We start from the raw sequence: 13793 nt of genomic DNA on the forward strand, positions 1-13793 counted from the left end.
CTGTTATTATTCCAACAGTATGTAGGATTCTGCCTGACTGTTTTTTCTGCGAGTCTGGTGCTCAATGTTTATAATTGTCCTTTTTTTCCTTCAGACAGTATATGGCCCTTTTTTTATTTTCACAACATAAATTTTTACATTTTCCGGTCCGAAGACAGTTTTCAAAGAAAAACCGCCCGGAAAACAAAAAATCCTTCCGTAAAACGTTCACTTGTATCCGGCTGCCACGGTATTGGAATTCGCTAAAAAATAGATCCGGGGGTTCAAAACCCTATCCTGAAAGGTTTTCTTGGGTTCTTTAAAATGAGAAAGACTATAATAACAAAGAATCCTATATGCCCAGGGAATGCGCTGGTTTTTTGCATGAAGCCTATAATAAATCGCAAAAAGTATAACATAAACCGGCAAAAATCATGTTATTGCATTCCATAAAAAAACAGCCCGGATAAACCGGGCCGTTTCCTTCTATATTTTTTTTCCGCCTATTTTGCGGAAAGCAATTCCAGATCAAAAACAATAAACGAATTGCCCGGGATTGCGCCGGGTACGCCTGACGCGCCGTAGCCCAGTTCAGGCGGAATAATTATTGTCCGCTTTTCGCCCACCTTCATTTCAAGAGCCTGGGAATCAAACCCGGGAATCAGCTGGCCACGGGAAACCTGAAAGTCTATTGGCGCGTGCATATCGGAATCGTCAAAAACAGTTCCATCCAGAAGGGTCCCCTTATATTTCATTGTCAGGGTCTGCCCCGGACGCAGGGCAGGACCGCTCCCCTGTTTTGTAATAACATAATATACGCCGGAATCGGCCCTGACGGCCTTCGGCCATTTTTCCATGATGAAGTCTATTGTACCTTTCCGTTCGTTTTCGAGACGCGCCCGTTCACGGGATCCTGATCCTGCAAGGTACTTGTCGAAATCGGCCTGAGCCGCGGTAAAGGCTTTTGCTTCCGGGCCTTTGCGTTCAATTGTAATGGAATTGATTTTATCACCCTGCTGGATTTTATCAACCACATCCTGTCCGGAAACTACCCGCCCGAACACCGTATGCTTCCCGTCCAGCCAGGGGGTCGCGACATGGGTAATAAAAAACTGGCTGCCGTTCGTACCCGGTCCGGAATTTGCCATGGAAAGAACACCGGGACCGTCATGTTTCAGAGAAGAATCAAATTCATCAGGAAATTTATAACCGGGACCGCCGGTACCGTTTCCCCTCGGATCTCCGCCCTGGATCATGAAGTTTTCAATTACCCGGTGGAAGGTCAGTCCGTCATAAAAAGGCTTTCCTCCGGCCGCGTCAAGCGTTCCTTCCGAAAGGCCTACAAAATTGGCAACCGTTAAGGGGGTCTTTTTATAATACAATTCAAGAACTATTTTTCCCTTGTTTGTATCGATTGTCGCATACATCCCGTCTTTGTCGAGTTGAGAGGGGTCCTGGATTTCGTCCATTGTAATAAGTTCTCCTGTTGTAATGGATTCGGATTGATTATTTATAATAAGCACGGCGGCCGTTGCGGTTCCCGCAATAACAACTAGCATTATTATCATAATGACCATAAACGATTTCTTTTTCATGTTTTATACTCCTATACGTTTATAATCGGAAATAGTCAAATAATTGAAATTATTTGACTACATAGCTCCTTGAGGCTGAAACGGCCTGATGCCATAAATCAATACGTTTCTGCCTTTCCTTGTTATTCATATTCGCCGCGTAATGGCATTTCATCTGCCAGTTTTTTTCTATTTCTTTCATATCCGACCAGAACCCGCAATACAGTCCGGCAAAATACGCGGCCCCGAGGGCCGTGATTTCGGAAACCTGGGGTATCTGCACCGGAATTCCCGAAATGTCAGCCTGGAACTGCATTAAAAAAGAATTCGCCGTCGCGCCGCCGTCGGCCTTCAGCATTTCAATGGGGGTCCCGCAGTCCCCGCTCATTGCGGTAAACAGATCGTCGGACTGATAGGCTATGCTTTCAAGGGCCGCGCGGACAATATGCGCGCGCGTAACTCCCCGCGTTATACCGAAAATCGCGCCGCGCACGTCAGGATCCCAATACGGAGCGCCCAGACCGACAAAGGCCGGTACCAGATACACGCCGTTTGAATCCGGCACGGAAACAGCCAGCTCTTCAGACTCCGAAGCGGCATTGATAAGCTGCATCTCATCACGGAGCCACTGGATAACGGCGCCTGCTATAAAAACTGAACCCTCCAGGGCAAATGTTGTTTTCTTACCCAGCCGCCACGCAACTGTTGTCAGCAGGTTATTTTTGGATTGTACCGGCGTATCCCCTGTATTTAAAAGCGTAAAACAGCCGGTGCCATAGGTATTCTTTGCCATCCCGGGGTAAAAACAGGTATGCCCGAAAAGGGCCGCCTGCTGGTCGCCCGCAACTCCGGTAACAGGTATTTCCGCGCCGAAAAATTCTTTTTTTGTTTTTCCGAAATCATCGGAACAGGAAAGAACCTCGGGCAGTATTTCGGAAGGGATGCCCAGAATAGTAAGGAGGTCATCGTCCCATGATTCATTCTGAATATTAAAAAGAAGTGTTCTGGATGCATTGGTTATGTCAGTCACATGCCGGCCGGTTAAATTCCACAGCAGCCAGCTGTCCACCGTACCGAAAAGGATCTCCCCATTTTCCGCCAGGGCTTTCAGTCCTGGGATTTCGCGGAAAAGCCAGCACAGTTTTGTTCCTGAAAAATAGGGGTCAAGCCTGAGTCCTGTCCGCTCATGAAAAAGCGTATCAACCCCCGCGGAAATCAGTTCTTCACAGATTTCCGTCGATCTTCTGCACTGCCAGACAATAGCTTTATATACGGGCTTTCCCGTGTCCTTGTCCCACATAACAACGGTTTCCCGCTGGTTGGTAATACCTATTGAAACAATTTCTTCCGGCTGAACGCCCGCGCTGATAACAGCCTGTTTCGCGGCTGAAATCTGGGTTTCCCAGATTTCACGGGCGTCATGTTCCACCCATCCCGGGAGGGAAAATACTGCGTAAATTCCTTTTGCGCCTGGGACACAATCTGCCCGGCATGATTAAACAGAATTGCCCGAGAGGAGGTTGTTCCCTGATCAAAGGAAAGGATATATCCCTTATTGCTGCTGTTCATACTGTACTATAAACCAATTATAGATCGCTTCTACCCTGCTTGAAAAGGACTTATGGACCGTATCTTTTATTCCGGGTATTGAGGCAAACCGGCCTCTCATTAACCCGTATATGAGCAGATAATCACCCAGGTCCTGAACGGATAAAACCACTTTCAGTTCTCCCGGAGCAATCAGTTTTATAAAACCGTATTTCATGGTATCAATATTTGAATAGAACAGGGCTACAGTATCTTCGGTCTGCCTGTAAGAATACTGATACAGATATTCGCCGAAAGTGGTGTCCCTCTGACGGACAGTAAGAACCAGCCCGTCGGCGTTTCCTTCTACGGGATCGGCGATTTTTCTGCCGGTGTCGGAATTATCAACAACAAAAGACTTGTCATATAATACTTCTTCTCTCTTTTTTGAATTGGAATAATATGTTATGCCTTCTATCTTTGATACGGACCGGAGTATTACGGATATTCTCCCGATTTCATCTCCGGGGACCGTGCTGTGGCCGGAACCTTTTTTATATAAATACACCTGCTCGTTAACATACATCGGTTCTTCGCCCTGCCAGTATGCCACCGCGTCTCTCCCCAGCTCCGTGTCCGGGGTCAATACCAGGGGGGTGTTTTCTTTATATGTATATCTTTGTATTACGCCTGCAGCAAGCAGTTCGGTAATAATTTCATCTGATGAAAATATATTTTCCAGTTTGGCCCTGATGTCCGTTTCAGTGCTTTCCTGGGCAAAAACGGACAAAGTACAAAGAAATACAATAAACGGTATATAAAAAAGTTTCTTCATTTACCTTCCCTTGAATAAAACGCGTACCTGTTTATATAAACCCTCGCCCTCGCTTTTGGTTTCAACATCCGCAATATCATTCAGCGTGGTATGGATTAATCTGCGTTCAAAAGGATTCATCGGTTCAAGAAGAATGGAATTCTTTGAAATTCTCACCCGGTCGGCGGTTGTATAGGCAAGCCGGACCAGGGATTCTTCGCGGCGGATGCGGTAATTCTCGGTATCAAGAATCACTCTGACATCTTCCCGGCCCTGCCGTCCCGCGAATACATTGGCCAGTAACTGAAGGCTGTCAAGATTTTTTCCCTTGCGCCCAATAAGTATGGAAGAACTGTTGGAATCGAGGCGGAGTCCGATTTTTCTTTCTTCCCTGAACATAATTTCCACATTTACATCATAACCCATTTTCCGTATTACGGAAGCGACAAAATCAACAAGCGCTTTTTCAAAATCGTCCCTGGGCAGCGGGTCCTGAAACAGGGGCTTCCCCTTTGGCATGGAATTGTCAAATTCCGATTCGTTTGACTCAGCCTTTTTCGGCATTACATCATTATCGGTATGCACACAAATACGGACATGCCCTTTTTTAAAAAGTCCTGTTTTCTGTGTTTCGATGATTTCCACATCAAACTGATCCTTTTCCAATCCAAGTTCTGCCGCGGCTAATTCTATAGCTTCTTTTTCGGTTTTTCCTTCAAATTCATGTATCATAATATCACTCCTGATAAAATAAAATTATTTTTTAGCAGTTTTTTTCTTTGTTGTTTTTACCTCTTCCAGACTTACTTCCGGTTCTTTGTTTTTCATCATCCGGTTAACAATTACCTGCTGGACCAGCGCGAGTATATTCGAGAAAATCCAGTATATAAGCAGTCCTGACGGCGCGTTATAAAAAATAAAGAAGAAGATTAAAGGCAAACCGTACATCATAAATTTCATGGAATTATTCTGGGGTGTTGCCGATGGCGTCTGCATGAGTTTCTGGGAAAGTAACTGTGAAAAAACATAAATAACAGGCAGCAGATGGACTTCCGACCAGTTTACCAGCGGAATGGTAAACGGAAGCGTATATACGGTATCCGGCACGGATAGATCAGGGATCCAGCCCGGAATAAACATTGCGCCGCGGAATTCAAAATAATTATTGAACAGATTGAACATGGCAATAATCAGGGGAAACTGTATAAGCATGGGCAGACAGCCTGACATCGGATTATATCCGACCGTTTTATAGAATTTCGCCATTTCCTCATTCATTTTCTGCGGATTGTCTTTATATTTCTGCTGGATTTCCTGTATTTTTGGCTGCATGGCCTGCATTTTTTTTGTTGCTTCGGAGCTTTTTTTGGTCAATGGAAATATGATGGCCCTCATGAGAATCGTCATCAGAATGATCGCCACGCCCCAGTTCGGGATAACCTTGTAAAACAGCTCCATGATCCACTTAAGCAAAAACTCGATCGGCGCCAGAATACCGGAGCTCTCAACAATCTGATTCAGCTTTGTATTGTTCAGGCCAAAGAAATTGTTTCCCGCTGCATTGTATTTTGCGAGGGCCTTTTCTTCGCGCGGACCCGCGTAAAAATACCAGACATCGGTATTTGTGTTTGCCGTAATCGGGGCGCGGGTCAAAAACATTTCGGCGGTTGTAAGTCCCGGTGTATCGGGAACCGTTGTAAAAGTAGCCTTTTGAATCGGGGAAAGGGGCATCGCAACCAGGGTAAAATATTTTCCGGCAACGCCTGCCCAGGTAAAAGAATCGGTTACTGTTTTTGTCTGATTGTTGCCTACTTTCGCGTCTTTCTTTTTGCTCCCATTCTGGAAATAATAGAATCTGCGGTACTCATATCTGTCTTCTTTTCTCCATTCCGGACCGATCTGGGGAGACGTTTTAACGGTATATGATGACTGTCCGAACTGGAGGCCCCGGAAAGAGGGGTCCCCGTCAATGCTGATTTTCAGCTCAAACATGTAATCGTTAGGCACAAAGGTATATTGTTTGGCAAGCGTAAAGTTGCTGTTCGTTCCGTCCTGGTTTTTTATTGTCAGCGTCTGATAAAAACCTATCGCGGTGTCGCTGATACGCTTTACATTAAACAGCTGGTCCACAAGAATGCCTGTGTCATCGCCGAGAAAAACGGAAAAAGCCCGGGATTTTTCGGTAACATTGTCGGCCATTTCAACGAATTCTTCCTTGTCGGAATGTTCCTTGAGTTTAAAGGAAATGATATCTCCGCCCCGGTTGGTAAATTCAACCCTCATTAAGGGTGTCTCAATAACCGAAATCTCTTCCCGGACCGGGTCGGTTTCCGCCGGGATTTCCGGAGTCAGAATCACAGGCTCCGCGGGGCCGGTTGTCTGGCCGGCGGTATTCACAAATTCCGGCTCTACCTGTTCGACAGGCTGCTCCGCTATAGGCTGAGATTTCGGACCGAAGAGGGTAAATGAAATGACAATTATAATAGTTGAAAGAACTATCGCTATTATAGTATTTTTTTCCATTGCCATTGGCTCCTTTCAATTATGGTACTGGATCGAATCCGCCTTCATGGAAAGGATGGCAGCGTAAAATACGCTTTATAGAAAGAAATAATCCTTTGACAACACCGTATCGAACTATTGCTTCGTAGGCATACGCAGAACATGTCGGATAATATCTGCAGGAGGCCGGAAAGAGCGGAGATATATACCGCTGGTAAAAGCGGATAGACTTACATATCAGTTTCTGAAACGATTTCATTATACTATTCCAACCAGAGCCCGGCTTTTTTAAAAAGGCCTGTTAACTGTTCCTTTCTCCCGGAAAATGTATCCATTCCCGGAAAAACCAGAACAATAAAATCATAGCCGGTTACAATATGCCATTTATGCAGGCGGTATACTTCCCGGCTTAAACGGCGGGAACGATTTCGTTCAACAGCATTTCCGTATTTGCGCGGAAAAGTAAAAAGTATCCTGTTCCGCTCCATCCCATTTGCAAGGACGAATAATTTCGCCCCATTGCAGCTATATTTTTTTCCCTTCCTGAAAACAGCTTGGATAACGGAGGAATTCTGTATCCGCTCCGTTTTAGAAAATTTTGAGCTTTTCACTGCTCAACACTAATCGCGATTAATAGGGTTTTTTCTCGTCGGAAACTGTAAGTTTGCTCCGGCCTTTTGCCCTTCTGCGTTTAAGAATAAGCCGGCCGCCTGGTGTTGCCATACGGGCGCGGAAACCGAATTTCCGGTTGCGTTTAACTTTACTGGGCTGATATGTTCGTTTCATGGATTTATGACTCCTTTATATGAAGAACCTTGTCCGGCTATATCCGGACCTGATTCAAATATTAAAACAATTGGGTTATATTACAATAGGAATAACTTTGAGGTCAAGAGCGGGATTTATCGCCTGAAATCGTGTTTTTGAGGCTTAGCAGCGCTTTTTTGAGTTCTTCATCCGTATCTTCACTTATTACCAGCTGTTCGGGTTCACTCCTCGGAATATCTTTTCCTATTGTTTCGTCGGAGCGTTTATATGGTTCGATATACTCATCCTTTACTCTGATTGATATATTCCGGATGCCGAGATCGGGAAACTGTTTTGACAGCATGCCCAGTATATGCTTTTTCCGCAGTAAAATCTGCTGGCTCCAGCCGGGGTGGTCCACTTCCACAATAATACTGCCCTTATTAACGTCAAGGACCCTGCTGTGGGAATCAATTTTTGATCCCATTGCGTCGTCTTCATTCAGAATAACGGCCCGGCTCCAGCTTTTCATAAAGTCGCCGGCCTGTTTCATTTCAGGAGTACTTATATTTTCAAAAAACCGGTTTACAAGATCCGCCGCATTTTTAAAATCACTGCTCATGCCAGCTCCCGTTCTGAATAGTATAAATACATGTTGACGTTTTTTTATACATGCCATAGGGTTCATCAGGTAAAAAAGTACAAAACAGCTGGTCATATTCCGGAAGTACGGCTGTAAACCGCTGCCTTTTTTCCATATCAAGCTCCAGAAGAACGTCATCCATAAGCAAAACAGGATATCTCCCGGTCAGTTTTGTATAAAACAGGGCCTGAGCGGTCCGTAAAATAAGCGAGAGGAGCCTTTTCTGCCCTGTCGATGCGGTGAGAACAAAATTATTCTTTCCCTGCATAAACCGTATCCGGTCACGGTGCGGGCCCGACATGCTGGTTCCCATCAGTATATCCATTTTTCGCTTTTCAGACAGATGGATCATTATTTTTTCAGTATCATTCTCCTTCCATGAAGGAGAATAGTCAATATTTACGCCGGAAATCCCGCTTACTTCCTGATACAGCACGGCAAAAACCTGATTGAATTCCCATATTGTTTTTTCCCTGTGCTTTACCACTTCCGCGCCGGATTCCGCGAGCTGTATATCAAAAACATCCAGAAGCGATATATCTTCTTTCTGCATTGACTGTTTCTTTTTGAGCAGCATATTTCTGTTTTTCAGAATTTTTTTGTATTGCCTCATAAGATCGATATAGGAAGGATTAAACATTGAAAGAGACTGGTCAATAAAAAAACGTTTGCGTTCGGGTGAACCCGTTACAAAGTCAAGATCATCATGGTTAAAAAGGACGCAGGGAATTGTATCAACAAGTTCTTTCCGGTCGGTTATGGTCCGGGCGTTCTTTTCAACCTTTTTTTCCCGTCCTGATATATGATATGAATGCTGTTTGTCCGTTCTTTGCTGTCCCGGAATATGGCCCTTATACTGTATTCTGTCTGCCCGTCGAGCGGGATTTCAGCCTCATTTCTTGTCCTGAATGAAACGCCGTAGGCCGACATATACAGGCTTTCAAGAATATTGCTTTTTCCCTGTCCGTTTTTGCCTACAAAATAGACCTCCTTTGAAAGGAGGTCTATGGTATTATTGGCTATATTTCTGAAATTGGTATATGCGACCGATAAAAAAGGCACCTTCTGTTTTTACTCCATTTGCATGGGCATAACAATGTGGAAGAAATCTTTTTCCGGCTGCGGTTTTATCGTAATTGCCTTCATGGGCTCGGTAAACTCTATCTTTACCCGCTCCGTTCCGATTACTTTCACCGGATCCTCAATATAGACATAATTAAGCGCCATTGTCTGTTCCGGACCGTCATATCTGCAGGGGATTTCTTCCTTTGCGTTGCCGATTTCCGATTCCTGGGAATTGATTATCAATACACCAGGCGTAATGGTAAAGGAAATCCTGCGGGATTTCTGCTCTACAAGAAGGGAAACGCGTTTTAACGCGTCAAGCAGTTCCTTTGCGTCAACTTCAAAAGAACTGGTCTGTGAAGCCGGAATAACTCTTTCATAGTTCGGAAACTGGCCTTCAATTAATGCCGAAGAAAATTCATAATTGCCGAACCTGAAAAATACGTTTTTTTCACCGACCGCTACGGATACCGGACCTTCATCTGAAAGTCGCTTATTGACGATATTCAGGATTTTCGGCGGAATAATAATCCCCTTGAAATCGGGAACAGCCGCTCCGACCGGTTTTGAAATAAAGGCAAGCCGTCTGCCGTCTGTCGCCACCATTTTCAGCTCATCATTCTGTTTTTCCATAAAAACACCGTTCATAAAATACCGTGTTTCATCATCAGATACGGAGAAAATGGTCTGGTTTATCATTTCCCTGAATTCCTTGGCCGGTATATCAAAGAATGAAAGGGTCCCCGATGAAGTAAATTCGGGGAATTTATCACTGGTAATGCTTTTCAGCTGGAATTTTGCCTTTTTCGCAAAAGGTTTTATCGTTATTTTTATGTCATTCTGTTCAAATTCTATTTCGCCCTGGGGAAGTGAAGAAATAATGCCCGCAAATTTGTCGCAGAAAACAGTCGTTGATCCCGGTTCCTGCACATCGACCGGTAAGCTTGTTTCAAAGCTGACTTTTATGTCGGTTGCTTTTATAGTCAGTTTTCCGTTCTGCGCGTCCAGAAGCACATTGGAAAGAATTGATATTGCGTTTTTTGTCGCAATTATTTCCTGGGCAATCGATATTTCTTTTAAAAGCGCGTCCCGGTCAAAGGTAAACTTCATATTTTCCTCCAGTCCTTTTACATAAAAGTTCAAAAAATTACGAACTTCTAAATAATATTATATATATATATTAATAACAATAATAATAAGGCCGTATTAAACCTGAATAACCCGGTTTTTTCCTTATCAGATAAGAATTTATGGACCCCGCTTTTTTAAGCTCTTCCGGGATACTTTATCCACTTATCCACAGCGATCCTGATTATACACAGATTATGCACTGTAGTTTAGCATATTATTCACAAAAAAAACAGTAATTATCTGCTTTGCTGAAAATACGGAATTTTTTATGTATTATATTCTTTTATCAGTTTTTTTAATTTTTGGATTGTTGTTTCCAGAGTCGGTTCAATTTTCAGGCGCTCTTCGATTTTCTGACAGCCGTGCATAATGGTGGTATGGTCCCGGCCTCCGCATTCCATGCCTATTTCCGAAGTAGAATACTCGGTTATTTCCCGTGCTATATACATCGCGACCTGCCGCGGAAAGGCCACGGCCTTGGTTCTTTTTTTCCCTTTCAAATCGTTGTAAGAAAGGGAAAAATATTCGGCAACGACTTTAAGTATGGTTTCTACCGTAACATTATTCTGCTTTGGTGAGCCGAAAGTGTCCCTGAGCTGCTGCTGGGCAATTTCCAGGGTAATATTTTTTTGGTTATTTCAGCATAGGCGATGAGTTTCAAAAGAGAACCTTCCAGGTCCCGGACATTTGACGATACATTTTTCGCAATAAGAGCAATAACGTCTTCGGGAATATGGACTTCGCGGTTTTCTATTTTCTTTTTCAGAATGGCGCAGCGGGTTTCGTAATTCGGTGGCTGCAGATCTATATTCAGCCCCAGTTCACAGCGTGATCTGAGCCGTTCAGGGAGCTTTTTCAGCTCCGAAATGTGCCGGTCGCAGGTAAATATGATCTGTTTGTTCGCGTTATACAGTGTATTGAATGTATGAAAGAGTTCTTCCTGGACGCCTTCTTTGCCCTGGAAAAAATGGATGTCGTCAATTAAAAGAATGTCCACATTCCGGTATTTGTTTTTAAATTCCGAGGTCTTTTTGTCAAAGATGGATTTTACATATTCATTCAGGAAGGTTTCCGCGGTAACATATACGATTTTCCCGCCTTTTTCCTTCCAGACCATGTTTCCGATTGCTTCCATAAGGTGGGTTTTACCAAGACCTACCCCTCCGTAAATCAGAAAAGGGTTGTATGCGGTTCCGGGGTTTTTCGCGATGGCCATGGCCGCGTTCGCGGCAAAGGAATTATTGTCGCCGATAACAAAATTATCAAAGGTATATTCAGGTTTAAGGTCAGGATGGTTCCCCCGGACCGGAATATCGCCGGTTTTCGCTTTTGGCGGGGAAGAATTCCCGGGGCCGGCCTTTTTTACCGTTTTTTCTCCCTCTTCAGTCCGTCCGGATTCTTCCGGCCTGTCCTTTTTTTTATGTTTGATTTCAAATTCAAGAGAGATATGCTGCCCGGATAATTCAAACAGTTTTGATTCTATGAGCTTTTGGTAGCGCTGTTTTACCTGGTCCCGGTAAAATGCGGAAGGAACTGAAACAACTATGGACTGTTCGCCCGAAGTTTCATATTCAATATTAAACCACATGGAAAATTCCTGCTCATCAAGCTCTTTTTTCAGCTCGTTGAGTGTTTCTTTCCAGAATATGCTGTAATCCCATTTACCCATAAGAATACAGTATATACTACATATCCGAGTTTGTCAGGCGTCCAAAAGGTGTTTTTTTCAGGGATTCTCCCTGGAAAAGCACCGTCTTTACTTTATTTATGATTTCAGATATAGTGTATTTATCGACTTTCTTCTATAATATGCAAGGACCAAAAATGAATTTGCCCTCTTATTCCGCAAACAATATAACCGTTTTAAACGGTCTCGAAGCTGTACGAAAACGCCCCGGTATGTATATAGGTTCTACCGGGCCGGAAGGCCTCCTTCATCTTGTATATGAGGTGGTGGACAACAGTATCGACGAGGCTATGGCCGGTTTTTGTGACCGTATACTGGTAGTTCTTGAAAAGAATGATATTGTCCGTGTTGAAGACAACGGACGGGGTATACCTATTGGTATCCATGCCTCTGAAGGCGTCAGCGCCCTGGAACTTGTCCTTACCCGGCTCCACGCCGGCGGTAAATTTGACAAGGGTTCCTATAAGGTGTCCGGCGGTCTGCACGGGGTTGGTGTTTCCTGTGTAAACGCGCTTTCAACCTGGCTGGAAGCCTATGTTGCCCGTGAAGGCTATGATCATTTCCAGAAATATGAAACGGGCATTCCCCTTGCCCCGGTAAAACGCCTGGGAGAAACGGAAAACAGCGGTACTACCATTCGCTGGCAGGCCGATAAAACAATTTTTACTGAAACAACAACCTATAATTTTGACGCGCTTGCAAACCGGCTCAGGGAACTGGCCTTCCTCAACAGCGGGCTGACTATCATTCTGCGGGATGAACGGCTGACGACCCCGAAGGAAAGCGTATTTAAATTCGACGGGGGAATCAGGGAGTTTGTTTCATATCTGAATGAAAACAAAAATGTTATGCACAAGGAGCCTATATACATTTCCGGTGAACGGGATGATGTTATTGTTGAAATCGCGCTCCAGTATAATGACTCCTTCAGTGAAATAATGTTCAGTTTCGTAAATGACATAAATACGCGCGAGGGAGGTACACATCTTGTCGGCTTCAAAAGCGCCCTTACCCGCGTTCTGAACGAATTTCTGAAGAATTCCAAACTTTCCAAAAAAATGGACGAAACGCTTTCCGGTGATGATGTCCGGGAAGGATTAACCGCCGTTCTTTCAATAAAGGTCCCTGAGCCCCAGTTTGAAGGGCAGACAAAAACGAAGCTGGGAAATACCGAGGTCAAGGGAATAGTTGAAGGTTTTGTAAATGACCAGCTGACCCTGTATCTTGAACAGAACCCCTCCGTGGTCGAAGCGATTCTCGAAAAAAGTGTTCTGGCCGCGAAGGCAAGGATCGCCGCCCGGCAGGCCCGTGACGCGACCCGGCGGAAAAATGTTCTGGACGGAGCAGGCCTCCCGGGCAAGCTGTTTGACTGTTCGGAAAAAGACCCGTCAAAATGCGAAGTATATATTGTTGAGGGAGATTCCGCGGGCGGTTCCGCCAAAAAGGGCAGAAACAGCAAGATCCAGGCTATTCTGCCGCTGTGGGGGAAGATGCTGAACGTTGAAAAGACGCGCATTGATAAGGTTATTTCAAACGAAAAACTCCAGCCTGTTATCGCGACCCTCGGCGCCGGCGTCGGACAGGATTTCAAGGTGGAAAAACTCCGCTATCATAAAGTAATAATAATGGCCGATGCCGATGTTGACGGTTCCCATATCCGTACGCTGCTCCTTACCTTTTTTTACCGGTATATGAACGATATGGTCGAGCAGGGCTATGTATATCTTGCCATGCCTCCGCTCTATAAGGTCAGCTTTGACCGCAAGGAATGGTATGCCTACAATGACGCCGAGCGCGATAAAATCTTTGAAGAAATCGGACGCGATCCTGATAAAATAAAGGTCCAGCGTTATAAGGGGTTGGGTGAAATGAACGGCGATCAGCTGTGGGAAACAACCATGGATCCCTCCCGCAGGCGGATGATGCGCGTCCATCTTTCGGACGCTGTTGAGGCCGACCGGATTTTCAGTACGCTGATGGGCGAACAGGTCGAACCCAGGCGAAAGTTTATTGAAGAAAACGCAGTATACGCAAATCTGGATATTTAACAAGAAGGCCGCGGAAAATTTCCGGATATGGTTATCCGGCGGATGTCTGTGAGCAATACGAGTTGAGGTTTTTGCA

At 44.7% G+C, this 13793-nt stretch carries 12 protein-coding genes and 2 pseudogenes; 1 reads left to right on the top strand and 13 read right to left on the bottom strand.

Going from position 1 to position 13793, the window contains the following annotated elements:
• Positions 1-482: 482 nt before the first annotated feature.
• From K7I13_RS08580 to dnaA, 13 genes and pseudogenes are all read right to left on the bottom strand, one after another.
• The gene (locus K7I13_RS08580) at positions 483-1574 is read right to left on the bottom strand and encodes a peptidylprolyl isomerase (protein ID WP_255944859.1); all 1092 of its coding nucleotides are present in this window, start codon (positions 1572-1574) and stop codon (positions 483-485) included.
• A 121-nt stretch (positions 1575-1695) separates the two neighbouring features.
• Positions 1696-3122, bottom strand: a pseudogene (gene glpK, locus K7I13_RS08585) (glycerol kinase GlpK); the annotation flags it as partial.
• Positions 3106-3915: a DUF6675 family protein gene (locus K7I13_RS08590; RefSeq protein WP_255944860.1), complete on the bottom strand. Its 810-nt coding sequence runs from the start codon at positions 3913-3915 to the stop codon at positions 3106-3108. The pseudogene glpK and the gene K7I13_RS08590, both read right to left, overlap by 17 nt.
• The gene (jag, locus tag K7I13_RS08595; protein WP_255944861.1) at positions 3916-4626 is read right to left on the bottom strand and encodes an RNA-binding cell elongation regulator Jag/EloR; all 711 of its coding nucleotides are present in this window, start codon (positions 4624-4626) and stop codon (positions 3916-3918) included.
• 24 nt (positions 4627-4650) lie between these two features.
• Positions 4651-6417 (bottom strand): membrane protein insertase YidC, encoded by a 1767-nt coding sequence (gene yidC, locus K7I13_RS08600; RefSeq protein ID WP_255944862.1) that lies wholly within the window; start codon positions 6415-6417, stop codon positions 4651-4653.
• Between the two features lie 19 nt (positions 6418-6436).
• On the bottom strand, positions 6437-6655 hold the full coding sequence (gene yidD, locus K7I13_RS08605; protein WP_255944863.1) for a membrane protein insertion efficiency factor YidD: 219 nt from the start codon (positions 6653-6655) through the stop codon (positions 6437-6439).
• Between the two features lie 4 nt (positions 6656-6659).
• Positions 6660-7007 carry a ribonuclease P protein component gene (rnpA, locus tag K7I13_RS08610; RefSeq protein ID WP_255944864.1) on the bottom strand — a complete coding sequence of 116 codons (348 nt, stop codon included), beginning with the start codon at positions 7005-7007 and terminating at the stop codon, positions 6660-6662.
• A gap of 19 nt (positions 7008-7026) precedes the next feature.
• Complete coding sequence (gene rpmH / locus K7I13_RS08615) at positions 7027-7182, bottom strand: 50S ribosomal protein L34 (protein WP_255944865.1); 156 nt, start codon at positions 7180-7182, stop codon at positions 7027-7029.
• Positions 7183-7285: 103 nt separating this feature from the next.
• Positions 7286-7765, bottom strand: coding sequence for a DciA family protein (locus K7I13_RS08620; protein WP_255944866.1), 480 nt, complete (start codon positions 7763-7765; stop codon positions 7286-7288).
• Positions 7755-8648, bottom strand: coding sequence for a DNA replication/repair protein RecF (gene recF, locus K7I13_RS08625; RefSeq protein WP_369413742.1), 894 nt, complete (start codon positions 8646-8648; stop codon positions 7755-7757). Before recF ends, K7I13_RS08620 begins: the two co-directional genes overlap by 11 nt.
• Positions 8543-8848 (bottom strand): AAA family ATPase, encoded by a 306-nt coding sequence (locus tag K7I13_RS08630; protein WP_255944867.1) that lies wholly within the window; start codon positions 8846-8848, stop codon positions 8543-8545. The genes recF and K7I13_RS08630 overlap by 106 nt, the downstream gene beginning before the upstream one ends.
• Positions 8849-8857: 9 nt before the next feature.
• Complete coding sequence (gene dnaN, locus K7I13_RS08635; protein WP_255944868.1) at positions 8858-9961, bottom strand: DNA polymerase III subunit beta; 1104 nt, start codon at positions 9959-9961, stop codon at positions 8858-8860.
• A 287-nt stretch (positions 9962-10248) separates the two neighbouring features.
• Positions 10249-11651 (bottom strand): annotated as a pseudogene (gene dnaA / locus K7I13_RS08640) (chromosomal replication initiator protein DnaA).
• Positions 11652-11806: 155 nt separating this feature from the next.
• Here dnaA and gyrB point away from each other — a divergent pair.
• The gene (gene gyrB, locus K7I13_RS08645) at positions 11807-13717 is read left to right on the top strand and encodes a DNA topoisomerase (ATP-hydrolyzing) subunit B (protein ID WP_255944869.1); all 1911 of its coding nucleotides are present in this window, start codon (positions 11807-11809) and stop codon (positions 13715-13717) included.
• Positions 13718-13793: the final 76 nt, after the last annotated feature.

Origin of the sequence: Brucepastera parasyntrophica, from assembly GCF_022376835.1 — a bacterium.
Taxonomy (GTDB): Bacteria; Spirochaetota; Spirochaetia; order Treponematales; family Treponemataceae; genus Brucepastera; species Brucepastera parasyntrophica.

Coding starts and splice junctions, on each gene's coding strand:
- jag (WP_255944861.1), bottom strand. CDS start 4,626: ATGATACATGAATTTGAAGGAAAAACCGAAAAAGAAGCTATAGAATTA.
- K7I13_RS08590 (WP_255944860.1), bottom strand. CDS start 3,915: ATGAAGAAACTTTTTTATATACCGTTTATTGTATTTCTTTGTACTTTG.
- rpmH (WP_255944865.1), bottom strand. CDS start 7,182: ATGAAACGAACATATCAGCCCAGTAAAGTTAAACGCAACCGGAAATTC.
- yidD (WP_255944863.1), bottom strand. CDS start 6,655: ATGAAATCGTTTCAGAAACTGATATGTAAGTCTATCCGCTTTTACCAG.
- yidC (WP_255944862.1), bottom strand. CDS start 6,417: ATGGAAAAAAATACTATAATAGCGATAGTTCTTTCAACTATTATAATT.
- dnaN (WP_255944868.1), bottom strand. CDS start 9,961: ATGAAGTTTACCTTTGACCGGGACGCGCTTTTAAAAGAAATATCGATT.
- gyrB (WP_255944869.1), top strand. CDS start 11,807: ATGAATTTGCCCTCTTATTCCGCAAACAATATAACCGTTTTAAACGGT.
- K7I13_RS08620 (WP_255944866.1), bottom strand. CDS start 7,765: ATGAGCAGTGATTTTAAAAATGCGGCGGATCTTGTAAACCGGTTTTTT.
- K7I13_RS08580 (WP_255944859.1), bottom strand. CDS start 1,574: ATGAAAAAGAAATCGTTTATGGTCATTATGATAATAATGCTAGTTGTT.